Here is a 26,885-nt window from a genome sequence, read left to right as displayed (position 1 = left end):
GTGGCGAATTTGTGGTGGAAACCACCGCAGCTGGCACTGTGTCACGGACACGCGATCCGTACGCGGATGGGAGAAGAGACCTTACGTATCCGAACGGGCATACTCGTTGCCCGAAGAAGACCTTTGTACTCAATTGGAGTGGTAGATGGCAGGCGCGTATTCGTTGGCACTGGTCGGTTTTGCTGAGAACGAGTCCGCAACGTTCGAATCGTTTTTCCGCATGGCGGCCCGCCGTCCGCCGTCCTACGCGGTGCAGGACGAGGTGATTGACGCCCAGGTCCTGGTGGTCAACGCCGACAACGCGCAGGCGGTCCATCTGGTGCGCTATGCCGAATTGCCCGGCAAGGTGCTGCTCATCGGGCACACCGACCAGGGCCTGTCCTGGCCTTTGCTGCGCAAGCCGATCAAGCTGGTCAACGTCCTGGCGGCACTGGACCAGCTGGTGGGTGCGAGCGTCAGTGCGCCGACCCAGCACAAGCCGCCGGTGACCCCCAAGAAGGGGGGGGACCCCAGCTTCGCAGCGACCGAGCCGCTGACCAGCGCCGCGATGCAGCTGATGAAGCCGGCGGTTCCCAAGCGCCGCAGCAGCCCCGACACCGAGTTCCCCCCGACCCGCCCCATGACCCGGGACGATGCGCTGCCCCGTGCCGCGCCGCCAGTTCTCAAGCAGGTTGCCATGCCGCCGCCGGCGGCCGCTGCGGCACCTGCACAGCGCGTGGGCGTCATGCGGGTGACGGATTTCGGCGCGCTGGAGGCCTTGCCCTCTCCGCCGCCGCCACCGTCCCGCGCGCCGGCTTCGCGCTCGCCGCGCTCGAAGCCGGCCCGGTCCGGCCATCCCTTGCCCGAGGTGCAGCGCGGCGAAGTCCTGCTCGTGGCAGAGAGTCTGGTCGAGGGGCGCATCCTGCACAAGCGGTTCAAGCGCTACGGTCTGAGCATCGACTGGTCGCGCGAGGCCCCGCAGGCCCTGGCGATGCTCAAGGCCCATCCCTACCGGCTGGTGGCGATCGACCGCCTCAAGGGCGAGCCCGACGCCTATTCGGTCTGCCGCAGCTCCAAACAGCGCAAGCTGCCCAACGGCAGTGCTCCGGTGGTGATGATGTTCGCGCCCACCGCCGGCAGCATGGACCGGATCAAGGCCGGTCTGGCCGGCTGCGACGCCTATCTCTCTCGCTCCGTGGCCGAGGCCGACTTCTACAAGGTGCTGGCGCAGCACCGCCTGGTCAGCCTCGACGGGTTTGAAAAGACCAATGTGAGTTTTTGACCCCCCCCGCGCCGCCCGCGGCGTAGGGGTGGGCTACCCGTGCAAATCGTCGCGGCGCGCGATCTCCAGCAGGCGGTCCAGCTCCACCTTGTGGTGCTCCTGGTTGTACCGGTGCCATTTCATGATCAGCCACATGAAGCCGGCCACGATGAGGCCGAAAGCGGTGATGGCCGCCACGGCGGGCAGGCCCAGTCCGGTGGAGAAGCTATAGAGCGCGCCCAGGCCCAGGATGCAGGCCTGTTCGTTGAAGTTCTGCACCGCGATCGAGCGGCCGGCGCCCATCAGGTTGTGGCCTCGGTGCTGCAGCAGGGCGTTCATCGGCACGACCAGGAAGCCGCCCAGGCCGCCCAGCAGCACCAGGAAGGGCGCTGCGACCCAGACGTTGTCGATGAAGTTCATGAAGATCACCAGCACGCCCATGCCGATGCCCAGCGGCATCACGCGCGTGGCCTGGTCAAGCTTCATGCGCATTGAGGCGACCACGGCGCCGACAGCCGTGCCCAGGGCGACCACGCCGACCAGGCTGGAAGCCTGCGAGGTGCTGTACCCCAGCGCCGCACCGGCCCAGGCCAGCACGATGTAGCGCAGGTTCCCGCTGACGCCCCAGAACAGCGTGGTGGTGGACAGCGAGATCTGGCCCAGGTGGTCTTTCCAGAGCCGCGCGTTGCAGCGCCAGAAGTCGGGCAGCAGCTGCAGCGGATTGCTGGGCATCGGGCGCGGGGTGACGCCGGTCAGCGGAATGCGCAGGTTGAAGCCGGAGGCGATCGCGTAGATGGCGACCAGCACCGCGATCGCGGCTTCGGCGGGGCGATCGATGCCGGTGGTGAGGCCGGGGAAGTCGAAGGCCAGCAACCGGTGCGACAGGTAAGGCGCGACCAGCTGGCCACCCAGCAGCACGCCCAGGATGATGGATGCAATGGTCAGACCTTCGATCCAGCCGTTGGCCTTGACCAGCTGGGAGGGTGGCAGCAGCTCGGTGAGGATGCCGTATTTGGCGGGCGAGTAGGCCGCGGCGCCCAGGCCGACCAGGGTGTAGGCCAGCAGCGGGTGCACACCCAGCAGCATCAGCAGGCAGCCGCCGACCTTGATCGCGTTGCTGATGAACATGACCGCGCCCTTGGGCCGCGCGTCGGCAAAGGCCCCCACGAACGGGGCCAGCACCACATAGAACAGGGCAAACAGCGGGACCAGTGCCGCGCTCTGCCATTCGGGAGCATGGCGGCTGCGCAGCAGCTCGATGGCGGCCACAAACAGCGCGTTGTCAGCTAGGGAGCTGAAGAACTGCGCCGTCATGATGGTGTAGAAGCCGCGCTTCATCGGTTGTCTTGTTGTGCCGGCGGTCGGGGTCCGGAAGGTAGGCGGCGGGGCGGATACCCCAGGCTGTCTCCAACGATGCGGGGTTATAGCACGCCACCCCGGACCGCCTGTCCGGTTGCCACAGCCAGTGTTGCGGGCAGTGGCATCGCGCGGTCGCCGGGTGCGAAAAAGGCCGCAGGGTGTGTCAGTTTGGCGCAAGAAAGGGCTGGAACGGCTCTTGCGGCCGGTCGCCGGCCGGCGACGCAAGCGCCAGGCACCGTGGCCAGACCACCTACAACGACGAGGAGACCACCCACATGATCAGCATCGACAAGGCACTGCTGCGGCAACTACTGTTGATAGAGCGCCCCTGGGAAGTTCGCGAGTACCGCCTGGACGTGCGCCGGCGCCGCTGCGATGTCTGGGTGTCCCAGGAGCCCGAGCGCGGCTGGTTCGGACGGGCCAAGCCGGCGCCGGCCGGGGAGACGGCGGTCTGGCAGCACCTGGCGATCGGGCCGGTGCGTTTCCACCTGCATGTGACCCTGCCGCTGGGTTTCGAGTCCAAGGGTGTCGGCTGGATGGGAGAGACCGGCATGCCGTTCACCCGGGCGCTGGCGGCGCGGGTGTTCGCGCTGTTCGGTGAGGGCGTGTCGCTGCAGTCGGTCTGCACCCTGCTGGACCTGAGCCTGCAGGACGTCTGGCGCTACCGCTACGCGCTGGACACGGGCCGCACGGGCGGCGGAGAGCCCGAGGCGTCGAACCGGCCGGCGGCGCAGGCTCCGGCCGCGCCCACCGCTGACCCGGTCCCTGTCAGCGTGCTGGTGCCCGACGTGACTGACCCGGTCTGGCTGCGCCTGCTGGACGGCGACATGAGCCTGGACATCAAGGTGCTCAGCCTCAAGCTGATGCTGACCCGGCTGCGTTCGCAGCTGGACCTGATCCACGACGAAGAGGTGCGCATGCTCAAGCTCAAGGAGCTGCACCGCTACTTCGTCAAGAACGAACGTGTCCTCACCCACGAACTGGACCAGCTGCGGCTGGGCTGAGCCTTCATGAACGAATCCCGATTTCCGACTCCCGGCCCGCTCAGCGGACAGCTGACCGACCTGCAGGGCGCGCTGACGGCGATCCGCAGCGGCGCCTTCCTGTCCATCGCGGCCGACGAATCGCTGCTGCGGCGCCTGCCCCCGGGCAACTGGATCGCCGGCAGCATTCCCTATTTCATGGCGCAGGACGGCGGCGAGACCTCGCGCGAGAAGCTGTTCCTGACCGAGCTCCCGACGCACGGCGGGCAGCTGCACCTGCGCTGGTACGACACCGGCAACCTGCACAAGGTGGCGCTGGAAGCGCCGGCGCACGGCCTGACGGTGCTGATCGTGCCAGCGTTCTCCGAGGTGCACTCGCTGTTTGCGCGTGAGGCGCCGGCCTTCGAAGACCTCTACATGAAGCCGTTGGTGGGCTGGATTGCGGGTGTGCACCTGGACGATCTGGGCAAGGCCGCGCCGGTGGTGGCCAACGGCCAGTCGCTGGTGTTCAGTGCCGACCGCGCGCTGGCTGTGCACATTCCGCTGCCCGAGTCGATCTACCCGCGCATCGAGATCCTCAACCTGTTCCGGCCCGGACCGGGCGACGTGATCCGCTTCCCGTCGACCGGCTTTTCCGCGCACGAGTGTTACGTCAATGGCGAGCTGGTGAACCTGGCGCAGTACCTGGGCGCCAAGGGCATCGACACCCGCCTGCCGCTGGTGGCCGACTACTCGGGCGCGATGATCAACGTCTCGTTCAAGGCGGTGGACGCCGCAGCGGGGCAGGTCGATTTCTACGCGCCGGTGTTCGACGACGTCGAATACCGCATCGCCGAGCCGGTGCCCGACTACGGCCAGGCCTTTGCCAAGGCGCTGCCCGGCGATGCGTTGGGCGCGCGCTGGAGCTGCAACTGCATCCTCAACTACCTCTACGGTGAGCTCGAAGGCCAGCGCACCGGTCCGATCACCGGCCCGATGACCTTCGGCGAGATCGCCTTCCAGCTGCTCAACCAGACCATGGTCTACGTCAACCTGGAGAAGCTCTAGAAGCGGCGCTGCAGGCACATGAATCGGCCTGCGGGGCGGCCCGGCGGAGGCAGGCTTTGTGCGACAGTCGGGCCTGCGTCCGTTCACAGCGCCACCCCGCCATGCCCCGTCCCATCCTCGCCACCGTCCACCCCGCCGCCCTCGAACACAACCTGAACCAGGCCCGCGTGCGGGCGCCCGACGCCCGCGTCTGGGCGGTGGTCAAGGCCAATGCCTACGGCCACGGCATCGAGCGCGTGTTCGACGCGCTGCGCGGCGCCGACGGTTTTGCGCTGATCGACCTGGCCGAGGCCCAGCGCGTGCGCGCGCTCGACTGGCGCGGCCCGATCCTGCTTCTGGAAGGTGTGTTCGAGCCGCGCGACCTGGAGCTCTGTTCGCGCCTGCACCTGTGGCACGCGGTGCATTGCACCGAGCAGATCGACTGGCTGGCCGCGCACAAGACCCAGGTTCCGCACCGCGTCTTCCTCAAGCTCAACAGCGGCATGAACCGGCTGGGCTTCCGGCCGGAGGCCTTCCGCGCCGCCTGGGCGCGGCTGAACGCGCTGCCGCAGGTCGACGAGATTTCGCTCATGACCCACTTCTCCGACGCCGACGGCCCGCGCGGCATCGCGCACCAGGTCGCCGTGTTCGAGGCCGCCACCGCTGACCTGCCCGGCGAGCGCACCCTGTGCAACAGCGCCGCCATCCTGCGCCACGCTCAGAGCCCATTGCGCGGCGAGGGCGTGAGCACGCTGGCGGCCGACTGGGTGCGCGAAGGCATCGCGCTCTACGGCGGCGCTCCCGACCACCCCGAACACACGGCCGCCGGCTGGGGGCTGCAGCCCACCATGAGCCTGACGACCAGGGTCATCGGCGTGCAGAGCCTGCAGCCGGGAGACACCGTGGGCTATGGCTCCAGCTTCACCGCCGACCGGCCCATGCGCATCGGCGTCATCGCCTGCGGCTACGCCGACGGCTATCCGCGCCACGCACCGTCGGGCACGCCGGTGCTGGTCAACGGCGTGAAGACCTGCACCGTCGGCCGCGTGAGCATGGACATGATCACTGTCGACCTGTCGCCGCTGGACGCGGCGGGCGTGCCGGCCGGCATTGGCAGCGAGGTGGTGCTCTGGGGTGTCTCGCCTTCGACCGGCGCGCAGCTGCCGGTGGACGAGGTGGCGCGTTCGGCCGGCACCATCAGCTACGAGCTGCTCTGCGCGGTGGCGCCCCGAGTTCCTTTCGCCGAACCGGTCCAGTAACCGGTTACCAGACGGGTTCATTTGCCGGGAAGTCCGTCAAACGGGGCAATAGTCGTCGGACAATCGATTGCATTCACGCGAACGATCCTTCGAAAGCCCGACTTGAATCCTGTCCCCGCCCTGCTGGCTGCGCCACTGAAAACCCTGCGCGGCCTGCCGTATGTCGCCTGGATCATCCTGTACTGCGCCCTGACCTGGGGCATCTTCGGCGCGCTGCTGGGGGCGGTGACGCCCAACCTGCGGGCACAGATGAACGTGTCGTTCCAGCAGATGGGCTGGCTGATGGCGATCTGGAGCGCCGGCGGCGCGGTCGGTTCGCTGCTGGGCGGCGCGATCGCCAAGCGGTTCCCGCCGCGGCGCCTGCTGCGCGCTTACACCGCCGCGGTCGTGGTTGCCTTGGCGGGCGTGCTGCTGGCACCCAGCTTCAGCTGGCTGGCCTTCTTCATGGTCACCATCGCCACCTTCGAGACCGCACTGTTCACCGTCGGCCATGGCCTGCTGGCCGAAATGAGCGACGACCCCGAGCAGCGGACCCGGATCATCAGCCTGGTCGACGTGGGCTACAGCCTGGGCACCATGTTCTCGCCGCTGATGGCTGCGGCGGTGCTGGCGGCGAACCCGAACTGGCGCGGCCCCTACGTGGTGTTCGGCCTGATGGCGCTGATGATGCTGGCGTTGACCCTGCAACGGCGCTACCTGCGGGAGGTGGCGTTCAAGACCCACCACGCGGGCGAGACGGGTGTCGCCCAGCCGCGCCAGCCACTGGACTATGGTGGCCTGCTGCGCCAGCCGGTGGTGCGATGGGTACTGTTCGCCGGCGTGTGCAGTGGCCTGTGTGAGTGGGGACAGTACTTCTGGTTCGTCAGCTTTGCGACCGAGGCGCTGGGCGAACATGAGCAGACCGCCCGCATGGCACTGGGTTTCCTGATGGCGGGCATGGTCACCGGCCGCATCTGGCAGGCCTTCGTGCACAGCCGCTGGGCGATGGAGCAGAAGATCCAGGGCCTGGGTGCGCTGGCGGCGCTGGCGATCACCGCAGTCTGGCTGACGCCAGCCGACGCGCCCTTTGTCTGGCTGGCGCTGTGCAACTACCTGACCGGGCTGGGCGTGTCGGTCGGCTTCCCGATCCTGCTGGGCATCGCGCTGCGCGGCTTTCCGCAGGAAGCGCCGCGCCTGTCGGCGCTGCTGATGATCGCCTTCACTGTTGGCGCCCAGATTGCGGCGCTGCTGATGGGCGAACTGGCGGAGAACTTCGGCCTGCGCGCGGCCTACGCCGTGCTGGTGGTTGCGGCCCTGGCGTTCTTTGGCGCTGCCTGGGTGCTGGGGCGCCGCCGACGCTGAGCTTCCGGAACCCGCCTGCGGGTGGAAAAGCCCCTGTTCTTTGTACTCCTGGGGGTATGTAGGTATACTTGGTCCGGTATAGGAGATTTCCATGCCCGACCGTCTGCCGTTCCCCCGTTGTTCCCATCTTTCGCCGATCCGGCCCCTGGCTGCGCTGCTGCTGGCGGGCCTGCTGGGCGCGGGTGTTGCCGTGGCGGCCGAACCCGCACCCGGGCCGCAGGTGCCCGTGGTCTCGCTGGGTTCGCAGACGGTGGGCGAGGGGGCCGAGTTCGACGGCAGCCTGCAGGCGGTGCGCCAGAGCGTGCTCTCGGCGCAGGCCAGCGGCCGCATCGCCTCCCTGTCGGTCAAGGCCGGTGACCGGGTCAAGGCCGGGCAGGTGCTGGCGGTGATCGACGACCGCGCTACGCAGGCGGGCGTGGCGCAGGCGCAGGCGGGCGTGGCCCAGGCCGATGCCCAGCTGGCCAACGCCAAGGCGGCCTACGAGCGCACCCGCGACCTGCGCGCCCAGGGCTTCATTGCCCAGGCGGCGCTGGACACTGCACTGGCGCAATACAAGGCCGCCCAGGCCGGCACTGCCGCCGCACGCGCCGGCCAGACGCAGGCGTCGGTGGCCCAGGGCTTCACGCGGCTGACCGCGCCGTGGGACGGCTGGGTGCTGGCCACGCACGCCGAAGCCGGCGCGCTGGCCATGCCCGGCGCACCCATCCTCACCGTCTACGCGCCCCAGCCCATCCGCGCCGTGGTGCATGTGCCCGCCTCGCAGCAGGCGCTGGCGCAGTCGGCGAAGAAAATCGAGGTGCAGCTGCCGGGAACCGGCAAGTGGGTGGTGCCCGCATCGACCTCGACCGTGCCCGCGGCCGATCCGGTGTCGCAGACGGTCGAATGGCGGCTGAACCTGAGCGAGTCCGATGGTGCAGGCCAGGTGCCGGGCCGACAGGTCAAGGTGCGCTTCGCCGGGGCCCCCGCCGCGAGCGACGGCCAGCGCCTGGTGGTGCCGGCGTCGGCCTTGCTGCGCCGCGGCGAGCTGACCGGTGTCTATGTCGTGATCGCCAAGGGGGACAGCGGCAAAGGCTTCGCGCTGCGCGCGGTGCGCACGGGCGCCTCGCACGGCGACGGCGTGGAAGTGCTGGCTGGCCTGAAGGCCGGTGACCAGGTCGCGCTGGACCCGGTGCGCGCTGGCCTCTCGGGCGCTCAACCCGCCGCGAAGTAAGGCGCCGCCATGAGCCAACCACACGATTCGTCCACACCCGAGAAGCTGGGCTTCTCCGGCTCCGTGGCGCGGGCCTTCCAGGCCAACGCCATCACGCCGCTGCTGGCGCTGGTCGCGCTGCTGCTGGGCCTGTTCGCCGTGCTGGTCACGCCGCGCGAGGAAGAGCCGCAGATCAACGTGACGATGGCCAACGTGATCATCCCGTTCCCGGGGGCGTCCAGCGCCGACGTGGAAAAGATGGTCGCGTCGCCGGCCGAACACGTGCTCTCGCAGATCCAGGGCATCGAACACAGCTATTCGGTCGCGCGCCCCGGTGTGGCGGTGCTGACGGTGCAGTTCAAGGTCGGCGTGCCACGCACCGAGGCGCTGGTGCGCCTGTACGACGTGCTCAACGCCAACCAGGACTGGCTGCCCCAGGGCCTGGGCGTGATGACGCCCATCGTCAAACCCAAGGGCATCGACGACGTGCCGGTGCTCGCCGCCACGCTGTGGACGAACGACGCCCAGAGCGCCCACGACCTCGAGCGCGTGGCCCATGCGGTGGAGACCGAGCTCAAGCGCGTGCCCGGCACGCGCGAGGTGGTGACCATCGGCGGCCCCGGCCGCGCGGTGCATGTGTGGCTCGATCCGGCGAAGCTGCGCGAGCGTGGCTTGAGCGTGCAGCAATTGCAGGGCGCGGTGGCGGCGGCCAACCAGGCGATGCCGTCGGGTTCGGTGGTCAACCCGAACCCGGCCAAGGGCGAACCCGGCATGCTGTCGGTCGAGACCGGCGAGTTCCTGCAGAACGCGCAGGACGTGGGCGACATCGTGGTGGCTGTCAGCGGCGGGCGGCCGGTCTACCTGCGCGAAGTGGCGCGGGTGGAAGCTGGCGCGCAGCTGCCTCAGCGCTATGTCTGGTTCACGCCCGGCGCTGCCGATGCGCAGCACGCCGGCCAGTCGGGCCAGAACCACCCGGCCGTGACCATCACCGTGACCAAGAAGCCCGGCGAGAACGCGGTCGACGTGGCGCGCGGTGCCGCCGAGCGGCTGGAGAACCTGAAGAACTCGGTGATTCCCGACGACGTGCAGGTCAGCATCACGCGCGACTACGGCGAGACCGCCGCCGCCAAGGCCAACAAGCTGATCCAGAAGCTGATCTTCGCCACCGCCAGCGTCATCGTGCTGGTGGGTCTGGCGCTGGGCCGGCGCGAGGCGGTCATCGTCGGCACGGCGGTGATCCTCACGCTCACGGCCACGCTGTTCGCCAGCTGGGCCTGGGGCTTCACGCTCAACCGGGTCTCGCTGTTCGCGCTGATCTTCTCGATCGGCATCCTGGTGGACGACGCGATCGTGGTGGTGGAAAACATCCACCGCCACCGCATGCTCACGCCCGACGAGCCGCTGTCGGTGATCATCCCGCGCGCGGTCGACGAGGTCGGCGGGCCGACCATCCTGGCCACCTTCACCGTGATCGCGGCCCTGCTGCCCATGGCCTTCGTCACCGGCCTGATGGGTCCGTACATGAGCCCGATCCCGATCAACGCCAGCATGGGCATGGCGATCTCGCTGGCGATTGCCTTCACGGTCACGCCCTGGCTCGCGCTGAAGCTGACCAAGACCGGCGATGGCCACGCCGCGCACGGTCCGGGCAAGATCACGCGCACGTTGCAGAACGTGTTCACCCGCACCCTCACACCGTTGCTGGAGAGCGCCAAGAAACGATGGCTGCTCGCTGCCGGCATCGGCGCGGCGCTGCTGCTCTCGGTGAGTCTGGCACTGGTGCCCAACTCATTCCTGGGCGTGGTGCTGAAGATGCTGCCGTTCGACAACAAGAGCGAATACCAGGTGGTGGTCGACATGCCGGCCGGCACGCCGCTCGAAGGCACCACCGCCGTGCTGCAGGACATGACGGCCTTCCTCGCGCAGCAGCCCGAAGTCATCAACGTGCAGGGCTACGCCGGCACCGCCAGTCCCATCACCTTCAATGGCCTGGTGCGCCAGTACTACCTGCGCGCCGAGGCCGAAGGCGGCGACCTGCAGGTCAACCTGATCGGCGCGCACGACCGCCACGAGAAGAGCCACGCCATCGCGCAGCGCCACCGCCCGGCGCTGGAAAAGATCGCGGCCGCACACGGCGCGCGCGTCAAGGTGGTGGAAGTGCCGCCCGGCCCGCCGGTGATGTCGCCCATCGTGGCCGAGGTCTACGGGCCTGACCAGGCCGGCCGCGCCGAACTGGCTCAGCGCGTGGCCAAGGCGTTCGCCGGCACGCCCGACATCGTGGGTGTCGACACTTCGCTCAAGGAGGCTGCGCCGCGTGCCTTTCTGCGCATCCAGCGCCAGCGCGCCGAGTCGCTGGGCATTCCGGTGCAGGTGATCGCGCAGACGGTACACGCCGCGCTCTCGGGCGCCGACGCTGCCTGGCTGCACGACGGCAATGCCAAGTTCGCGGTGCCGGTGCGCCTGCAACTGCCGCTCGACCTGCAGGTCGGTCTCGATGCGCTGCTGGCACTGCCCTTGAAGGCGGCCAATGGCGCCATGGTGCCGCTGTCCGAGCTGGTGATCGTCGAACGTGGCGTGATCGACCAGCCGCGTTACACCAAGGACATGCTGCCGGTGAGCTACGTGTTCGGCGACATGGCGGGCTCGCTCGATTCGCCGCTGTACGGCCTGTTCGGCATCCGCTCTTCGATGAAGGACACTGCCCTGCCCAACACCGGCGAGCTTGGCGAATACTGGATCTCACAACCCAAGGACCCGTACCGCCAGTACGCGGTGAAGTGGGACGGCGAGTGGCAGATCACCTACGAGACCTTCCGCGACATGGGTGCGGCCTACGGCGTCGGCCTGGTCCTGATCTACCTGCTGGTGGTGGCGCAGTTCAAGAGCTATGTCACGCCGCTGATCATCATGGCACCGATCCCGCTGACCATCATCGGCGTCATGCCCGGCCACGCACTGCTGCAGTCGCAGTACACCGCCACGTCCATGATCGGCATGATCGCGCTGGCCGGCATCATCGTACGCAACTCCATCCTGCTGGTGGACTTCATCGAGCTGGAAACCAAGCGCGGCGTGCCCTTTGTGCAGGCCGTTGTGCAGTCGGCTGCCGTGCGCGCGCAGCCGATCGCACTGACCGGCCTCGCCGCCATGATGGGCGCCTTCTTCATCCTTGACGACCCGATCTTCAACGGCCTGGCAATCTCGCTGATCTTCGGCATCGCAGTGTCCACGATGCTGACCCTCGTGGTCATTCCCGTTCTGTACTACGCGGTCTACCGGAAGCGGTACGAGGCCGTGGCCTGAGTGTTTCCTGAAGCTTTTCCAAGGAGTCTGCAATGACCGTCGAACGTCTCATCCGCATCATGGCCGGCACCGTCGTGCTGATCTCGCTCGCCCTGGGTTACCACGGCAGCCCCATCTTTGTCAGCGAGTGGTTCCTCGCGCTGACCGCCTTCGCCGGCTTCAACCTGGCGCAGTCCGGCATCACCGGCTTCTGCCCGCCGGCGATCCTGTTCAGGAAGATGGGCGTGCCCGACGGCGGGAGCGCCTGCTCGACCAAGTAAGCTGGCGGCATGAGCAGTCCCACCCCCCTCAAATTCCTCATGCCCGGCTGGTTCTCGCTGGTGATGGGCCTGTGCGGCCTGTCGCTGGCCTGGCACCGCGCCACGCCGCTGCTCGGCGAGATGGCCGATGGCCTGGCGCTGGTGGCGGGGCTGCTGGCGCTGGGGGTGTTCGTGGTGCTGCTGGTGGCGTCGTGGTTGCGGGTGTCTCGCTATCCCGCGGCGCTCGCCGAGGATCTGAAGCACCCGGTGCGCCACGCCTTCGTGGCCGCGTTTCCGGTGTCGCTGCTGCTGCTGGCGACCGTGGGTGTCGCGCTGGGTGGCGTGGCCAACGAACTGGTGGTGGTCTGGCGCACGCTGTGGTGGCTGGGTAGCCTGGGGCAGCTCTGGGTCACCCTGTGGGTGCTGGGTCGCTGGCTCGCACCTTCGGCGCCAGGCACCAGCGCCGGCAATACGGGGCTGTGGCCCGTGGTCACGCCGGTGCTGCTGATTCCGGTGGTGGGCAATGTGCTGGCGCCGCTGGCGGGCGTGCCGCTGGGCCATGGCGGCTGGGCGGCGGCGCAGTTCGGCATCGGGGCCTTCTTCTGGCCGGTCGCGCTGGCGCTGATCCTGGCGCGCCGCATCGCCCACAGCCCGCTGCCCGACCGCGTGCTGCCGGCCTGGTTCATCACGGTGGCGCCGCCGGCCGTGATCGGTCTGGTGCTGGCGCAGGCGGTCGAGCGTGGCCAGGCGCCTTTGTGGACGGCACAGGCTCTGTGGGGCGTCGCACTGTTCTTTGCGCTCTGGGTGTTGCCGGTGCTCAAGCGCGCCGTGACGCAACCTTTTGGGATTCCGTTCTGGGCCCTGTCGTTCCCGCTGGCGGCCTTCACGACCCTGACCCTGCGCCTGCTCGAACTGCAGGGCGGGCCGGGAGGGCTGATGCAGACCGCGGCGGTGCTGCTGCTGGCCGCGACCTCGATGGTGGTGCTGTGGCTGGGGTTTGCGACCGTGCGCGGCTTGCGCGACGGCTCGCTGCTGGCGCCTGAGCCGGTGGCCAGCATCACGCCGGTGGCGGGTTGAACAACTGGTTGCAGCGGGCTCCGGGGTGCGTTTGGTATCCTGCGTGACCCTTGAAAACGAATGCCCGCCCGATGAAAACCGCCGTCGCCTCCCTCCTTCTCCTGTCTCTGGTTGCCTGCGCTTCGGCGCCCCAGGCCGAGTGGGTCAAACCCCGCGCGAGCAAGGAAGAGACCTACACCCAGTTCTCCGACTGCAACTACCAGGTCGGCCTGGCCAAGGTGCCCGAGAGCGAACGCGAACAAATGGTGGCCCACTGCATGCGCGGCAAGGGCTACCGCTACGTGGCCATTCCCGCCGCGCCGGCCAAGTGAGTCCGGCCTGGACCTGCTGAGTTCCGCGCCGCTGCTGGCCGGTGCCGCGTTCGGTGCCGGCGTGCTCAACGCCATTGCCGGCGGCGGCAGTTTCCTGACCTTTCCCGCGCTGGTCTTCACCGGCGTGCCGCCCATCGTCGCCAACGCCACCAGCGCGCTGGCCGTGAGCCCGGGCTACCTGGGCAGCACCCTGGGCTTCAAACCCGAACTCCGCGAGTTGCCCCTGCAGCGCTTGCGGCGCGAGATGCTGATCGCCGCCGTCGGCGGCATCGCGGGCGCACTGCTCCTGCTGGTCACCCCGGCGAAGCTGTTTTCCGGCATCGTGCCCTGGCTGCTGCTGTTCGCCACGCTGCTGTTCGCGGCCGGACCGGCCATCGCCAAGCGGGCGCAGACCGCATCTGCCGAAGGCCACGGCCTGGCACGCTGGCGCGAGCCGGGGCTGCTCGCGGTCGCGATCTACGGCGGCTACTTCAACGGCGGCCTGGGCATCCTGCTGATGGCGCTCTACACCGTGGCCGGCGAGACGCGGCTGAATACGGTCAATGCGCTCAAGAACCTCAACTCGCTGGTGCTGTCGTGGTTGTCGGTGGCGGCGTTTGTCATCGCCGGTGCGATCGCCTGGAAAGAAGGGCTGCTGATGATGGTGGCGGCGACCGCCGGCGGCTATTTCGGTGCCCGCTGGTCCAAGCAGTTGCCGGTGGCCTGGGTGCGGCGCGGCGTGATCGTCACCGGGCTGGTGATGAGCGCCGTCTTTTTCTCCCGGCTCTAGCAAGGTAGCCCCCATGCTCCGCCGCGGTGCGGGTCGCTGCCCCCCATGGGGGCTGATTCGCCTTGGGGCGGCCCGGCGGCGAATCAAATGCCAAGCCACGCTCCCGCCTGCTGCCAGGCGGCGAAAGCCAGGTGGCCGACCGAGATCGCGTAGCCCACGCCGGCGGTGCCGGTGGCGGCCGACAGCAACAGGGCGATGCCGTCGCGGAACAGCCAGCCCAGGCTCAGCAGCATCAGGCTGGTGCCAGGCAGCAGATTGCCCAGCGGCAGCGGCAGGAAGATCAGGACCGCCATCAGCGCGATCCACAGCGCCCACCAGAACCGCGTGCGTGCGTGGCTCAGCGCCTGCCAGCGCGGACACAGCCAGCACTCGGCGCGTTCATAGGTCCATGCCAACCAGTGCAGGCAGCGGCGGGTCCAGGTTTCGTTGAGCGTCAGCGTCGCCAGCTTTTCCGGCAGTTGTAAGGTGTCGCGCCCGCGCAGCCAGGCCCAGGCGAGCGCGAGGATGCCGAGGCTGAGTACAGTGCCCGCCCCGGCAATCGGTACCGTGCTCAGCAGCGCCATCAGCATCAGCAGCACGGCGCCCGAACCCTCGCCGTGCAGATGCAGCAACTCGCGCAGGGTCAGGCGCAGCTCACCCGCGCCGTCGTGCGCGTCCCGCAGGCGCCGGGCAATGCCTTCGTTCATGCGTTGGCGATCCGCACGGCGGCTTGCTGAGCCGAGGCACGCCCGACCAGCCAGTGCAGCAAGGCGGCGATCGCCAGCAGCGGGACCAGCGCCAGCCCCCAGCCGACCCACAGCAACGGACCAACCCAGGCCATCAGTGCATCGCTCGAAGGCAGCACCACGCCCAGCCACTGCACGAACGACACGACCAGCGACTGCAGCGACGCCAGCGAGGCGGTGTCGAGCAAGGGCGCCAGCCAGTCGGGCAGCGGCGGCAGCGCCAGGCCACCGACCGTGCCAGCCGCGCCCTGCAGCGCTCCGGCACCGACGGCGCCCAGCAGCCAGCCGGTGAGCTGGTGGACGATGGCGATGAAGCCGGTCCAGGCCGCGACCAGCAGGGCGGTGAAGCTCCAGATCAGCGTTCTCATGGCGCTCACACCAGCACTGGCCGGCGCCAGGCGGCGCTCAACGCATCCAGCAACTCCACCTCGCCATCGGCAAGATGCCCGTCCGACAGCATCAGGGTTTCGCACTGCAGCAGGATCAGGTCCTGCAGTTCGCGGTCGGTGACTTCACCCATCAGCTGTTCCAGGGTGGCGGTGTCGACCGTGCCGGTCCACTGACCGCCGCCGGCCACCAGCAGGTCCTCGCAGAAGCTGTCCACGACCGACTTGAACGTTTCGGGCGTCAGACCCAGGCGGGCCGGCGCGTTCTGGCGGTCCAGAGAACGGATCTCGGTCATGGAGTACTGACCATCGGCCAGCATGGCCATGGCCAGCACGCGGGCAGCTGCTTCGGGGCTGTTGACGGAATAGGCTTTCATGCGATCTCCTTGGTTGGTGAGGGAAGCGGGATCAGTCGTTGCCGCCGATGCCGAACAGGCTCAGCAGGCTGGTGAACAGGTTGAAGGCCGAGACGAACAGGCCGACCGTGGCCAGCACGTAGTTGGTTTCGCCGCCGTTGACGATGCGGCTGGTCTCGAACAGGATCAGACCGACCGACAGCAGGGCCACCAGGCCGGAGACAGCCAGTGCCAGGGCGGGCATGGTGAAGAACACGGCGACGAGAGCCAGCACCAGCGCGATCACCATGCCGGCGAACAGGAAGCCACCCATGAAGCTGAAATCACGGCGCGTGGTCAGCACGTAGGCCGAGAGGGCGACGAAGGTCGCGCCGGTGGCGGCCAGGGCGGCCACGATGGTGCCGGCGCCGCCAGGCAGTTCCAGCGTGCGCGAGAGCAGCGGGCCGAGCGTGTAGCCCATGAAGCCGGTCAGCGCGAACACAGCGGGCAGCGCCCATCCGCTGTTCTGCAGCTTGTGCACCGCAAACAGCAGGCCGAAGTAGCCCACCAGCGTGATCACGAGACCCGGGGCAGGCCAGGCGTTGGCGACCGCCAGCGCGGCGATGCCGGCCGCAAACAGGATCGTCAGCGACAGCAGGGCGTAGGTGTTGCGCAGGACCTTCGCGGCCTGCGGGCGGTCCAGCGACAGCGAACTGCCGGTGGACAGGGAAGGGAAGCGTCGGACTTGTGCCATGAGGGTTCTCCTGAAAGGGAACAAAGGGAGGCTGGAAGATAGGGTTCCAGAACTCATCAAAAAAGCAGACAATCACGAAACATCGTTCCCATAAAGTCGAAGCATGAACCAGGAACTCAACTACAAGCACCTCTATTACTTCTGGGTCACGGCCAAAGAAGGCGGCATGTCGCACGCCGCGGCACGTCTGGGCATGGCCGTGCAGACCATCAGCGCGCAGGTCAAGCTGCTGGAGCAGTCACTGGGCCATGCGCTCTTCAAGCCGGCCGGCCGCGGCCTGGCGCTGACCGATGCGGGGCAGGCCGCGCTGCAGGTGGCCGAGCAGATCTTCCATCTCGGCGAAAACCTGCACACGGCGGTGCGCGACGCCACCAGCCAGACTTCGGTGCGTCTGGTGGTGGGCATTTCCGACGGGCTGGCCAAGCTGGCGGTGCGCGAGCTGCTGGCGCCCGCGCTGGAAGAGCCGCGGTTGCGGCTGGTGTGCCACGAAGACGAATTCGACCACCTGCTGGCCGACCTGGCGCTGCACCGGCTGGACGTGGTGCTGTCCGACCGGCCTGCGCCGGCCAACCCCAACCTCAAGCTCTACAGCCACGCCATGGGGTCGTCACCGCTGGGCTGGTACGCCCCCAAGGAATGGGCGGCTGCAGCACACAAGGACTTTCCGCGTTGTCTGGCGGAAGTGCCGGTGCTGTTGCCCAGTGCCCACGCGTCGGTGCGCATGCGCATCGACCAGTGGTTCGAGCAGCACGGCGTGTTGCCCAATGTGGTCGGCGAGTTCGAAGACAGCGCGCTGCTGGCGACCTTTGGCGCCTCGGGCATGGGCGTGTTCCCGGCGTCCGAGCGCATGCGCGAGACGCTTTCGCAGGGGTACGGCCTGCAGTGGATCGCCCCCTGCGAAGGCGTGCAGGAACACTTCTACGCCATCGGCACGGCGCGCAAGGTGCAGCACCCGCTGGTGCAGAAACTCCTTGCGGCCGGCTGAGGCGGGCGTGACAGCCGAAGATCAGGCGGCCGTGTCCTTCATCAAGGTCGTGAACCAGGTGCCCATGTCCTTGAAGTTTTCCTGGCTGACCGATGCAGCTTCTGTCGCGGTAGCTGCCACGCCGTTGACCATGATCTGACCACCGCTGTTGGCGACCTTCATGCGCCGGTCGGTCGGGTCATACTGGTACACGGCGGTGAGCCACGAGGCGCTGTTGGCGGTAATGGGCGAGTAGCACGCCGAGTTGGCGACCGGTTGCGCATCGGGTTGTGCACCCGTCATCAGCCGCACGATGGCGTCGGCGCAGATCTTGGCTTCCTGGTTGGCGACGTGGCCGGCCTTGGGCATGCCGCACGACGAGGCGTCGCCGATGATGTGGATGCCTTCGGCGCCAAGGAGCGTGGACTCGTAGCTCAACACATTGACCATGGCCCATCGGCCGTCGGCGCTGTTGTTCAGGCCGGCCTGCGCCAGCCAGCCGCCGGTTTCGCTGCCCACCGCGCGGTGCGGCACGATCGGGTTGACCACCTTGGCGTTGATCACCTGCGTGCCACCGACGGCGTCCACATACGTCACGACCTTGCTGGCCGGATCGATCTGGATCCCCGTCACGTTCGGGATGTAGCGGATCACGCTGGCGTGCAGCCCGGTGAACGCGGTTTCGAATGTGTGGCGCTCAGCCTGGACGTTGGGGTTCTCGTCGAGCACGATCACCTGGCAGTTGCCGCGGCCGCTGGTCTTGAGGTGATCGGCCACCACGCAGGCACGTTCGTACGGGCCGGGCGGGCAGCGGTACGGTGCCTTCGGGATCGTCATCACGAAGATCTCACCGTTCTGCATCGTGGTGATCTGCTGGCGCAGCAGCGTGGTCTGTGCGCCGCCGCGCCAGGCGTGCGGCGTGCGGGTGTTGTAGTCGGTCTGCGTGAGCCCGTAGGCGTTGTCGAAGCTCACGCCCGGGGCCAGCACCAGGCGGTCGTAGGGCAGGCTGCTGCCGTCGGCCAGGCCCACGGTCTTGGCGCTGCGGTTGACCGACACCACCGTGCCGGCCTTGCGCACCACACCGTAGCGTTGCGTGAGCGTGTCGCGGCTGAACTGCAGGCCGGCGATCGTGCGGCTGCCGTTGAGCACCAGGTTGCTCATGATGCTGGAGGTGTAGAGCGCATCGGGTTCGACCAGCGTCACCTCCAGACCCTTGCCGCCCCACATGCGCAGGTACTTGGCTGCCGTCATGCCGGCCATGCCGGCGCCCACGACGACGACCTTCTTGCCGGTGATGGCCGTGATCGCCAGCGGTGAGGTCACGGTCTGGCGGCGGTTGACCACGGTCATGTTGCGGTTGTCGGCCCAGCCGGCGAAAGGCACCAGCCCCGCCACCAGACCACCCGCAGCCACCCCCATCCATTGGCGGCGAGAGAGTTCGCCGGAGATTTGAATCTTCTTCATGTGATGTCCCCTGTCACTGTTGGAGGTAGGCGATGATTTTTTGCAGCTGGGCGGTCGTGTAGCCCTGTGCGTGCGCGGCCATGATTTCCTTGCTGGCCGGCTTGGTGAGGAACTCCATCACCTCCTTGGCTTCACCGCCCCGGATGCTTTCGAATCCGCCGGTGCCATTGGTGCCGTGGCACTGGAAACAATTGGATGCGAGCAGCCGTCCCTCGGCGTTCGCGGGAGGTGCCGCGACCGTGCCGGACGACGCCTTCTGCATGTCCGAAGCAAGTTCGGTGTCGGCGCTGGTCAGGCCGCTGGTGTCTGCGGTAACAGGGGTGGAGGCCGGTGTACTCAGCGCCACCGGCGTGCCGGCGCTGGCATTGCTGCCCGCGCCACTGGACGTGGTGTCGCTGCCGCTGCCGCCGCAACCGGTCAGCGCCCACACGCTGACCAAGGCGAGCAGTCCGCCGCTCCAACGGCCGGCTCGCGGTATTCTGATGTTCTTCATGGTTTTTCCTTTACTGCCAGGGGTATTTGGATGTCGCCCTGTGAGGCTAAGTCCGCTTCCCTTAAGAAACCTTATGAAACCTGTGGTTTTGTGTAACAAGTGTTGAAGAACGAAGGCCATACGCCCGCGGCCGATATGCCGTGGACCATCCAGAGCCCTTTCCGCATGCGGCCCGGGCTCGCACGCCTGCCGCACGTGGCCGACTCGCCGTCGCCTGCACTGTTCGTGCGCGATGCGCAGGCGGCCGCCTATGCGTCGCACAAGCGCCAGGTGTTGCAGGCGCAGCCCCGCCGCGCACCGGTCGGCGCTGCGGAGCCCGCGGTGCTGACCGAAATTGCTCAGGCCTACCTGGCGCAGACCGGCATCCACCTGGCGCCCGAAGCCGACGCGCTGGCCGAGGGCATGCAGGAGGACTTCGTGATCCTGCACGGCGAGAGTGACGGCGCTGGAGACACCATGCGCGCGCGTTTCCTCTCGGTGTGTTTCCCCTCGAACTGGGACCCGGCCGAGAAGCTGGGCCTGGACTTCGCGACCATCCATGCACCGGTCGCCGACAACGCGCTGTTGCAGGCTGGTGCGCGCGGCATCATCGACATGGCGTTCCGGCAGGCGCCGATGCTGCGCCACGTCTGGCTGCTCACGCCCGGTGGCGATCTGGCCCAGCATCCGGAAACCCGCCGCACCCGCTGGGACGACGCGGTGGGGGCCGCCGACACAGCGAACGGCCGCTTGATCGATCAGGTGTTCTTCCGCGTCGAGCGCCAGACCACCTTGCCCTTGCCCGCCCTGCGGCGCGGCGTGTTCTTCATCCGCGTGCTGGTCGCGCCACTGGCCGATGTGCTCGCCGCCGCCCCCGGCCGCTCTGCGGCACTGCGCGACGCATTGCTCTCCATGAGCGACGCCGTGGTCGCCTACCGTGGCATGGCGGCGGTGCGCGAGCGGCTGTGCGCCGAGCTGGCGCTGGCCACGTCGGGAGATTGACGCCGGGTGAGGCTGCGCCCGACACTGGGCGCATGGCCCGCCGTCGACCCAAGATACGCACACCACGCGCTGCCGAACCCATCCCCGTGCCGACAGCCGCGGCGCTGTCACCCGCCGAACGGCGGGCCATCCGGCGGCGCTGGGCGATCATCCTGGCGGTCCTGTGCTCACTCATCTTCCTGCCGCCCAGAACCGCGCCACTGGCGCCGTCTCCCGAACGGCCGGACACGGTATTCCTCGACCGGGCCAGCCTCGTGGCGCCTGCGTTTGCCGGGGACACCAGCCGGCGCCTGCACGCCATCCAGCTGTTCGAAGGCCTGGTCTACATCGACCACGACCTGCCCGCGGGCGACCTGTCGGCCTGGACCCAGCAGGCCGCGACCGACTGGAAGGTCGGTTCGCAACAGCAGGACCGCGGGCTGGTGTTGTTCATCTTCCCCGGATCGCGGACGGCGCGGGTCGAGGTCGGCTATGGCCTGGAAGGGCAGCTGCCGGATCTGCGGCTGCGGCAGCTGCTGGAGACCCATCTGTTGCCCGCAATGACGCGCGGCCAGCCCGAGCAGGGCATCGAAGCCTTCATCGAGGCGGTGTACACCGCGCTTGGCGGCGATCGGGCCTGGGCGGAGATGGCCCACGCCAATGCGGGCCGCGGAAAGGCGGGCTGGAGCGAACTCTGGGGCGACGCCTGGCGCAACGGTGCGGCGCTGCTGCCTGCGGTCTGGGGCGAGTACCAGCGCGGCTCACCGCTCGAGCGTTTCATCATGCTGGTGCTCGCGGCGCCGGTGACGGCGATGGCGCTGCTGGCGGCCGTGGCGCTCTATGCGCTGCAGGACACACTCCGCCAGCGCGTCGCCGGCTGGCGGCAGGGGCGGCCGCTGTTGCCTGCCACCGGGCGCGAATGGTTCGAGGTGGGGCTGGGGTTGGCGGTCGCCAGCCTCTGTGTGCCGATTCTTGTATTCGTGTTCGCGATGGGGCCCGAGTGGCTGACCCGGCTGGGCCGTTTCGGCGGGGCCGGTGTGTCGGTCACCTGGCCCCTGGGCTGAGACGGCCCGGCCAGCGTCAGACCGCCTTGACGGTCGTGCTCGGGCCGTTGGTCTTGACCGACTCGATGCCGCCGTCGCGCGCGGCCGCGGTCTTGTACATCTGGCTGGTGCCGATGACCTGGTGGTTGCCCGCCTTCAGGTTGAAAAACGGGCGACCGTCGGACGCTTCCTTGCGGTCGTAGCGGGCGTCCTGCGGGCTGTTGGTCTGCACCGACGCGATGCCGTTCTCTGCCGACGCCTTGCTCTCGTATTGCTCGCTGCGCAAGATGACTTCGCCGTTGCCCGCCTTGAGCACAAACGAATACTGACCCTTGTCGTTGGAACCGAGTTCGTACCAGCCTGCCATGTCTGCTCCTTGAAGTTGGAAGATGGGATGTGCCGAAGCAGCGCCATCCTAGGCCGGCAGGGAGGTGTTGTGAAGGCCATATGGGCGGCAGCGTGACTTCCGGCCGCCGGCTGTGGCGGCCCGTGCTCAACCGGCGCAGGCAATGGCGCTTTTCGCGCTCAGGCCTTGGCGTCCAGCAGCGAGCCGAGCATGTCCTGCTCGGTCTTCACCACCTTGAGGTTGGCGGCAAAGCTGTAGAGACTCATCTTGCCGTTGACCATGTCGTCGGCCAGTTGGTTCATGTCGCCACCTTCGCCCGACACGGCGGTCTCGCGCTCGACCTTCGCGTCCACGCCGCCGGTGCTGGCGTTGGCGGTCTGCGTGACCCGCTGGCGCTGGAAGCCCGGGGTTTGCGCATTGGCGACGTTGTGCGCGCCCACATCCAGCCGCAGCTGCGCGGCGCGCATGCCGCTCAGGCCGATGGCAGAAGCAGACGATCCGATGGGCGAGGTCATGGTGGGGGTCCGAAGTGTCCGGGCGCAGTGTCCCAAAGGAGCTATCGGCGGCGCGCGAGAAAACTGTAGGCCCCCGAAAGGCGAGATGCCTGTCACGTGGATTGGCCGTACCGCCCCTGTACCGCCGCCAGCTCCTCGAGCACCCGCTGCCGCAGGACCGGTGGCGCCAGCACCTCGGCCTCGCCGCCGTAGGACAGCAGCCGCCGCGCACCATGTTCGATTGACTCGACGGGCAGGTGCACCGTGGTCCAGCCCGGCCGTGACGCCGTTCCCGCCGGCGCGGTGTCCGGCACAAAGGGGTGGCGCTCGTTGCGCAGCCAGCCGAGCGCCCGCGGCGAGACGCTGACCACCGCCTGCAGCTGCCGCAGATCGGTCTCGAAGCGATCGATCGAGGCTTGCCAGTGCGCCGCCAGGTCGAACTGGCGCGGGCGGCGGAAGCGGGCGGGCAACGGGCGCAGGGCCTGCACGGCGGAGATCCGGTAGGTGCGGACCGTTTCTTGCCCGGCGGTGCGTGCCGCGAGGTACCAGGTGCCGGCCTTCATTACCAGGCCCAGCGGCTCCAGTTCGCGTTCGGCCGTGCCGCGCCAGCTCTCGTAGCGCACCGCGACGCGGCGCGAGTTCCAGACCGCCTCGGCCAGCCCGCGCAGGTGTTCGGGCATTTCGCTGCTGCGGTACCAGTCCACCGGATCGATGTGCAGCCGCTCGCCCACGCGGTCGGCCTGCTGCCGCCACTCGGCGGGCAGGGACGCGACCATCTTCAGGCGGGCCGACGCGGCGGCCGTGCCCAGACCCAGATCAGTGGCCGCGGCCGGCAGCCCCGCCAGCAGCAGCGCCTGCGACTCGGGCTCGGTCAGGCCGGTGAGCGTGGTGCTCCAGCCCTCGCGCAACTGGAAGCCGCCCGCGCGCCCCGGCTCGCCCCAGACCGGCACCCCGGCGGCCGAGAGCTGGTCGATGTCGCGCAGGATGGTGCGGGTGGACACCTCCAGCGTGCGCGCCAGCGCCGGCGCCGTCAGCCGGCCGTGCGACTGCAGCAGCATCAGGATCGAGAGCAGTCGGCTGGCTTGCATGGTGTCTGTCGATGGTGCCCGGTAAAACATGACATGAGGTGACATGGTATGTGGCGCAGCATGCGCCTGTCATCCCTCACCACGTTGCTCCATGGAAAACCTGCTCTTCTCCGATCTGTCGCACCTCTGGCTGTTCTTCGTCCTGGTGCTGGGGATCATTGCCCTGCCTGGCATGGACATGGCCTTCGTGCTCGGCAGCACGCTGGTCGACGGCCGTCGTGGTGGGGCGGCGGCGCTGGCGGGGATCGTGGCCGGCGGTGTGGCGCACACGGTGATGGCTGCGCTGGGCGTGGGGCTGATGCTGCAGGCCGTCCCGGCGCTGTTCACGCTGATGCTGGTTGGCGGCGCGCTCTATCTGGGCTGGATCGGCTGGTCGCTGGTGCGGGGCGCGTCGGCGCTGGGGGAGGTCGGTGCCAGCCGGTCGCGACCGTTGGCGGCAACTTTCCAGCAGGGCTTGTTCACCTGCCTGCTCAATCCCAAGGCCTACCTGTTCATGGTCGCGGTCTTCCCGCAGTTCGCGCGCCCCGAGCATGGCCCGATGCTGGCGCAGGCGGTGGCCATGGGAACCATCATCGCGGCCACGCAGGTGGCGGTGTACGGCGCGGTCGTGTTCGGCGCAGACCGGGCGCGGGCGTTCCTGCACGGCAGCGGTCGTGCACAGGTGTTCGCCGGCCGGACGGTGGGGCTTGTGCTGATGGGTGGTGCGGCGTGGATGCTGTGGCAGGGGTTGCGCGCACCCTGAGGCGCAGGCATCCGCTTCAGCTTCCGGTGGGTGGCGGGAGCCGCTCCGTGCGCGTGATCTGTCCCAGGGCGTTGTAGTGCTCCCGGGTGTCGATGACGCCATCGAGGTCGGTGTCGCGGTCGGAATGTTCCAGCTGCCCGCCCAGCCGGTAGAAGTCGATCCGTGCAGGGCGGCCCGAGCGGGGTTCGAGGTATTGCGTGGTGGCCAGAACCCCATATGCGAACGTGCTCACCACATCGATCAGACCATCGCCGTCGGTGTCGGCTTCCTCGGTCTGTGCCTGGCCGGCCCGGAACCGGGTCCGGGTTTCAAACACGCCATCGAAGTTGTTGTCGCCTTCTGCGGAGCCCAGCTCACCCTGCCCGTCGTACCGGTAGCGCAGATCCACCCTGCCGTCGAAATTGCGGTCGAACTCGGCGCTGAGGGGGGTGTCGGCCGCCGATGTTTCCCAGTGTTCGTCGGCCCGGCCATCGCGGTTGTGATCGAACCCGTTCTGGTGCACCGGTACCCGCACCCAGGCCCAGCAAAGCCCCGCGCCGAGCAGCAGTCCGCCGAGCCCCCAGAGCCAGGGCACCCGGGGCGCGGCCGGTGCCGATGGCCGCCGCGAAAGATCGTCCTGGGTGGACTCCCAGCGCTCGATCACCGCCCTTGCACGATCAAAGTCTTCGTCGTCGACCATCAGCCGCACCAGCCCGGCCGCCGGCAGTTCCCCCACCGCTCCGGTCAGGAAGCTGCCCAAGACCTGTGCGGTAATCCCCTCCTGTTTCAGCACATCGGCCAGCATGTGGGCCTCGAGGGCGTTCGCGGCTTCGTAGACGGTTTTCATGCCCTCACTCTAGCGAAGCTTCCCGCCCTTGCCAGCCAACTGGCAGCTTCGCTTGGCACGATGGCTGCTTCGTCACCGCATCCCCGCCACCGGACCCGCCATGGAACTTCCTTCGCACCAGCTGAGCATGACCGTGCTCATGACGCCCGACACCGCCAACTTCTCCGGCAACGTGCACGGCGGCACCATCCTCAAGCTGCTCGACCAGGTCGCCTATGCCTGCGCCAGCCGCTACGCGGGCACCTATGTCGTCACGCTCAGCGTCGATCAGGTGATGTTCCGCCAGCCGATCCACGTCGGCGAGCTGGTGACGTTCCTCGCTTCGGTCAACCACACCGGCAGCTCGTCGATGGAGATCGGCATCAAGGTGATCGCCGAGAACATCCGCACCCAGGCCAAGCGCCACGTCAACAGCTGCTTCTTCACCATGGTCGCGGTCGACGAAGACCGCAAGCCGACCACGGTCAAGCCGCTGCAGCCGTCCACCCCCGACGAACGCCGCCGCCACGCGGGCGCCGAGCTGCGCAAGGCCATGCGGCGCGAGATGGAGCAGCGCTTTGCCGCCGTGCGCGCGGCGACGGAGGGCGACAGCAGCGATCCGCCGACGGGCCGCCCCTAGCCGGATCAGCCCCCTCGGGGGGCAGAGGCGGAGCGTGGGGGCTCCAGCTCTCGGCGCACATGGTCAAGCAGCCCCGCACTGCCGTCCTCCACCAGATCCAGCACATGCTCGAAACCCCGTGATCCGCCCTGGTAGGGGTCGGGCACGACCGGGCTGTCGTGGTGCTGGAAGAACTCGGCAAAGCGGCGCAGCTTCTTCGCGTGTTGCGGCGGGCAGAGCTCTTCGGCCAGGGCGAGGTTGTCCCAGTCCATCACCAGCACCAGGTCGAAGGTCTCGAAGTCGCGCGCCGTGAGCTGGCGTGCGCGCTGGGTCGAGAGGTCGTAGCCGCGCCGGATCGCGTGCGCCTGGCTGCGCGGGTCGGGCGGGGCACCGACGTGGTAGCTGTGGGTGCCCGCCGAATCCACCTCGACACGGTCGGACAGACCGGCCTCGCGCACCTTGGCCTCGAACACGCCGTGGGCGGTCGGGCTGCGGCAGATGTTGCCCATGCAGACGAACAGGACGCGGAAACGGAGTGGGGTCGGGTGATTCATGGCTTCAATTTGAACCGCAAACACGTGACTTTTCCGGGTATTCAACCCCAGGGGGGCAAGGCTATGCTGTCCACTGGGCACGGTTCGCCGCTCTGGCGCGCCGGGCGTGGGTTTTCATTTCCCTTTTTCTGACCCCGGAACCGACATGGCCAGCGATCTGGATACGGTACGCGTGCTGCGAGCACTGTTCAACGACATGCCGCGTGCGCCGCAGGGCCTCTCGCACGAGGCGACGATGGACTGGATCCGTCGCACCATGACCGACTACCCCGGCGGCGACCTGGCCTACACGCTCGAACACATCACCCGCAACTCGCTGCTCGATATCGTGCTGCGCCTGCGCGAAGATGGCTACCTCAAGGACGACAAGGCCTTCGACCAGGCGGTCAAGCAGCTCGAAACCCCCGAGGGCCGCAAGACCTTCATGGACTGGATCATCAACGCGCAGAAGAGCGTCGATGCGACCGCGCGCCTGCTCAACCGCGCCAAGCGCGCCTGGAGCGAGCCCGACCCGCTGTACGTCGCCGACCCGGTCGCGATCAACCGCTTCATCGACGACCGGCCGACCGGCGCCGGTGCCATGTTCACCGAGTTCGCGATGCGCGACGATGTGCGTGAAGTTGGCGTGTTTGACACCGAACCCGACGCGATCCACGAGTTCGACTGGGGCTTCATCGCCGAGGAGCCTGGCGCCTGGAACTTCTACGTCGCCGAAGTCTGGCGCCGCGGCTCCGTCGGGCACTTTGACCGCATGCTTGGCGCCTGGCGGCTGGAAACCACGCACGCCCTGCCCGAAGGTCAGCTGCGCGCGCCGCACGTGCCGCTGGGCGTGACCGAAGACATCGGCATCTCTCGCTTCTGCGCCTTCACCCTGCACGCCAAAACCGGCCCGGCCGACCCGGCCGTGCGCCGCTGGGTCGGCGAGGTCTTCCTCACCCACATGCTGCCGGTGATGGCGGCGCGGGCATTGGACGAGAACTACGACTTTCCGGCGCAGGTGATGGAGCTGAACTAGGC

Annotated in this window: 29 protein-coding genes; 17 read left to right on the top strand and 12 right to left on the bottom strand. The window is 68.4% G+C overall.

Features of this window, described 5'->3' with window-relative positions; all coding sequences use genetic code 11:
* Positions 1–145 precede the first annotated feature (145 nt).
* Positions 146–1,261: a hypothetical protein gene (locus tag ACLIJ1_RS16130; protein ID WP_411366559.1), complete on the top strand. Its 1,116-nt coding sequence runs from the start codon at positions 146–148 to the stop codon at positions 1,259–1,261.
* Positions 1,262–1,294: 33 nt separating this feature from the next.
* Here ACLIJ1_RS16130 and lplT read toward each other — a convergent pair whose 3' ends face one another.
* Positions 1,295–2,578 carry a lysophospholipid transporter LplT gene (lplT, locus tag ACLIJ1_RS16125; protein WP_411366558.1) on the bottom strand — a complete coding sequence of 428 codons (1,284 nt, stop codon included), beginning with the start codon at positions 2,576–2,578 and terminating at the stop codon, positions 1,295–1,297.
* A gap of 296 nt (positions 2,579–2,874) precedes the next feature.
* Between lplT and ACLIJ1_RS16120 the strand changes: the two genes are divergently transcribed.
* From ACLIJ1_RS16120 to ACLIJ1_RS16075, 10 genes are all read left to right on the top strand, one after another.
* A complete protein-coding gene (locus ACLIJ1_RS16120; RefSeq protein ID WP_411366557.1) occupies positions 2,875–3,603 on the top strand; it encodes a hypothetical protein in 729 nt (242 codons plus the stop codon).
* 6 nt (positions 3,604–3,609) lie between these two features.
* Positions 3,610–4,629 carry a DUF6976 family protein gene (locus ACLIJ1_RS16115; protein ID WP_411366556.1) on the top strand — a complete coding sequence of 340 codons (1,020 nt, stop codon included), beginning with the start codon at positions 3,610–3,612 and terminating at the stop codon, positions 4,627–4,629.
* A gap of 101 nt (positions 4,630–4,730) precedes the next feature.
* A complete protein-coding gene (alr, locus tag ACLIJ1_RS16110) occupies positions 4,731–5,867 on the top strand; it encodes an alanine racemase (protein WP_411366555.1) in 1,137 nt (378 codons plus the stop codon).
* A gap of 102 nt (positions 5,868–5,969) precedes the next feature.
* Positions 5,970–7,208 (top strand): MFS transporter, encoded by a 1,239-nt coding sequence (locus ACLIJ1_RS16105; protein WP_411366554.1) that lies wholly within the window; start codon positions 5,970–5,972, stop codon positions 7,206–7,208.
* A 91-nt stretch (positions 7,209–7,299) separates the two neighbouring features.
* Positions 7,300–8,418 carry an efflux RND transporter periplasmic adaptor subunit gene (locus ACLIJ1_RS16100; protein ID WP_411366553.1) on the top strand — a complete coding sequence of 373 codons (1,119 nt, stop codon included), beginning with the start codon at positions 7,300–7,302 and terminating at the stop codon, positions 8,416–8,418.
* Positions 8,419–8,427: 9 nt separating this feature from the next.
* On the top strand, positions 8,428–11,700 hold the full coding sequence (locus ACLIJ1_RS16095; protein WP_411366552.1) for an efflux RND transporter permease subunit: 3,273 nt from the start codon (positions 8,428–8,430) through the stop codon (positions 11,698–11,700).
* Between the two features lie 32 nt (positions 11,701–11,732).
* The gene (locus ACLIJ1_RS16090; protein WP_411366551.1) at positions 11,733–11,960 is read left to right on the top strand and encodes a DUF2892 domain-containing protein; all 228 of its coding nucleotides are present in this window, start codon (positions 11,733–11,735) and stop codon (positions 11,958–11,960) included.
* 9 nt (positions 11,961–11,969) lie between these two features.
* A complete protein-coding gene (locus tag ACLIJ1_RS16085) occupies positions 11,970–13,016 on the top strand; it encodes a C4-dicarboxylate ABC transporter (RefSeq protein ID WP_411366550.1) in 1,047 nt (348 codons plus the stop codon).
* Between the two features lie 71 nt (positions 13,017–13,087).
* On the top strand, positions 13,088–13,327 hold the full coding sequence (locus tag ACLIJ1_RS16080; RefSeq protein ID WP_411367037.1) for a hypothetical protein: 240 nt from the start codon (positions 13,088–13,090) through the stop codon (positions 13,325–13,327).
* 16 nt (positions 13,328–13,343) lie between these two features.
* Positions 13,344–14,096: a sulfite exporter TauE/SafE family protein gene (locus ACLIJ1_RS16075; protein WP_411367022.1), complete on the top strand. Its 753-nt coding sequence runs from the start codon at positions 13,344–13,346 to the stop codon at positions 14,094–14,096.
* A gap of 83 nt (positions 14,097–14,179) precedes the next feature.
* Here the strand turns inward: ACLIJ1_RS16075 and ACLIJ1_RS16070 are convergent, their stop codons facing one another.
* From ACLIJ1_RS16070 to ACLIJ1_RS16055, 4 genes are read right to left on the bottom strand one after another with little or no spacing between them, the layout of a single operon-like run.
* Entirely contained in the window at positions 14,180–14,782 is a 603-nt protein-coding gene (locus tag ACLIJ1_RS16070) for an exopolysaccharide biosynthesis protein (protein ID WP_411366549.1), read from the bottom strand.
* The gene (locus tag ACLIJ1_RS16065; RefSeq protein WP_411366548.1) at positions 14,779–15,189 is read right to left on the bottom strand and encodes a hypothetical protein; all 411 of its coding nucleotides are present in this window, start codon (positions 15,187–15,189) and stop codon (positions 14,779–14,781) included. Before ACLIJ1_RS16065 ends, ACLIJ1_RS16070 begins: the two co-directional genes overlap by 4 nt.
* A 5-nt stretch (positions 15,190–15,194) precedes the next feature.
* A complete protein-coding gene (locus ACLIJ1_RS16060; RefSeq protein ID WP_411366547.1) occupies positions 15,195–15,584 on the bottom strand; it encodes a TerB family tellurite resistance protein in 390 nt (129 codons plus the stop codon).
* 31 nt (positions 15,585–15,615) lie between these two features.
* A complete protein-coding gene (locus tag ACLIJ1_RS16055) occupies positions 15,616–16,296 on the bottom strand; it encodes a Bax inhibitor-1/YccA family protein (protein ID WP_411366546.1) in 681 nt (226 codons plus the stop codon).
* 103 nt (positions 16,297–16,399) lie between these two features.
* On the opposite strand from ACLIJ1_RS16055, the gene ACLIJ1_RS16050 reads away from it, so the two are divergent.
* On the top strand, positions 16,400–17,281 hold the full coding sequence (locus tag ACLIJ1_RS16050; protein ID WP_411366545.1) for a LysR family transcriptional regulator: 882 nt from the start codon (positions 16,400–16,402) through the stop codon (positions 17,279–17,281).
* A gap of 21 nt (positions 17,282–17,302) precedes the next feature.
* On the opposite strand, the gene ACLIJ1_RS16045 is transcribed toward ACLIJ1_RS16050, so the two are convergent.
* Both ACLIJ1_RS16045 and ACLIJ1_RS16040 read right to left on the bottom strand, forming a co-directional pair.
* Positions 17,303–18,724, bottom strand: a complete 1,422-nt coding sequence (locus ACLIJ1_RS16045) for an FAD-dependent oxidoreductase (RefSeq protein WP_411366544.1) — start codon at positions 18,722–18,724, stop codon at positions 17,303–17,305.
* 13 nt (positions 18,725–18,737) lie between these two features.
* Positions 18,738–19,217 (bottom strand): hypothetical protein, encoded by a 480-nt coding sequence (locus ACLIJ1_RS16040; protein WP_411366543.1) that lies wholly within the window; start codon positions 19,215–19,217, stop codon positions 18,738–18,740.
* A 165-nt stretch (positions 19,218–19,382) separates the two neighbouring features.
* Here ACLIJ1_RS16040 and ACLIJ1_RS16035 point away from each other — a divergent pair, with 165 nt between their 5' ends.
* Both ACLIJ1_RS16035 and ACLIJ1_RS16030 read left to right on the top strand, forming a co-directional pair.
* Positions 19,383–20,198, top strand: a complete 816-nt coding sequence (locus ACLIJ1_RS16035; protein ID WP_411366542.1) for a heme-dependent oxidative N-demethylase subunit alpha family protein — start codon at positions 19,383–19,385, stop codon at positions 20,196–20,198.
* A 32-nt stretch (positions 20,199–20,230) separates the two neighbouring features.
* Positions 20,231–21,241 (top strand): TPM domain-containing protein, encoded by a 1,011-nt coding sequence (locus ACLIJ1_RS16030; protein WP_411366541.1) that lies wholly within the window; start codon positions 20,231–20,233, stop codon positions 21,239–21,241.
* A gap of 16 nt (positions 21,242–21,257) precedes the next feature.
* Here the strand turns inward: ACLIJ1_RS16030 and ACLIJ1_RS16025 are convergent, their stop codons facing one another.
* From ACLIJ1_RS16025 to ACLIJ1_RS16015, 3 genes are all read right to left on the bottom strand, one after another.
* Entirely contained in the window at positions 21,258–21,587 is a 330-nt protein-coding gene (locus ACLIJ1_RS16025; protein WP_411366540.1) for a YegP family protein, read from the bottom strand.
* A 158-nt stretch (positions 21,588–21,745) separates the two neighbouring features.
* The gene (locus ACLIJ1_RS16020; protein ID WP_411366539.1) at positions 21,746–22,081 is read right to left on the bottom strand and encodes a flagellar basal body protein; all 336 of its coding nucleotides are present in this window, start codon (positions 22,079–22,081) and stop codon (positions 21,746–21,748) included.
* 92 nt (positions 22,082–22,173) lie between these two features.
* Positions 22,174–23,148 (bottom strand): helix-turn-helix transcriptional regulator, encoded by a 975-nt coding sequence (locus ACLIJ1_RS16015; protein WP_411366538.1) that lies wholly within the window; start codon positions 23,146–23,148, stop codon positions 22,174–22,176.
* Between the two features lie 91 nt (positions 23,149–23,239).
* Here ACLIJ1_RS16015 and ACLIJ1_RS16010 point away from each other — a divergent pair, with 91 nt between their 5' ends.
* On the top strand, positions 23,240–23,890 hold the full coding sequence (locus tag ACLIJ1_RS16010) for a LysE family translocator (RefSeq protein WP_411366537.1): 651 nt from the start codon (positions 23,240–23,242) through the stop codon (positions 23,888–23,890).
* Between the two features lie 16 nt (positions 23,891–23,906).
* Here the strand turns inward: ACLIJ1_RS16010 and ACLIJ1_RS16005 are convergent, their stop codons facing one another.
* Positions 23,907–24,716, bottom strand: coding sequence for a DUF2007 domain-containing protein (locus ACLIJ1_RS16005; RefSeq protein WP_411366536.1), 810 nt, complete (start codon positions 24,714–24,716; stop codon positions 23,907–23,909).
* 100 nt (positions 24,717–24,816) lie between these two features.
* Here ACLIJ1_RS16005 and ACLIJ1_RS16000 point away from each other — a divergent pair, with 100 nt between their 5' ends.
* Positions 24,817–25,335 (top strand): acyl-CoA thioesterase, encoded by a 519-nt coding sequence (locus tag ACLIJ1_RS16000; RefSeq protein WP_411366535.1) that lies wholly within the window; start codon positions 24,817–24,819, stop codon positions 25,333–25,335.
* 5 nt (positions 25,336–25,340) lie between these two features.
* On the opposite strand, the gene ACLIJ1_RS15995 is transcribed toward ACLIJ1_RS16000, so the two are convergent.
* Positions 25,341–25,868: a low molecular weight protein-tyrosine-phosphatase gene (locus tag ACLIJ1_RS15995; RefSeq protein ID WP_411366534.1), complete on the bottom strand. Its 528-nt coding sequence runs from the start codon at positions 25,866–25,868 to the stop codon at positions 25,341–25,343.
* A gap of 145 nt (positions 25,869–26,013) precedes the next feature.
* On the opposite strand from ACLIJ1_RS15995, the gene ACLIJ1_RS15990 reads away from it, so the two are divergent.
* Positions 26,014–26,883 (top strand): hypothetical protein, encoded by an 870-nt coding sequence (locus ACLIJ1_RS15990; RefSeq protein WP_411366533.1) that lies wholly within the window; start codon positions 26,014–26,016, stop codon positions 26,881–26,883.
* Positions 26,884–26,885 lie beyond the last annotated feature (2 nt).

It is taken from the genome of Hydrogenophaga sp. RWCD_12, from assembly GCF_046604225.1.
Classification (GTDB): Bacteria; Pseudomonadota; Gammaproteobacteria; order Burkholderiales; family Burkholderiaceae_C; genus Hydrogenophaga.
Note: the sequence above shows the minus strand (reverse complement) of the source record. Positions and strands in the feature narration are given on the sequence as shown.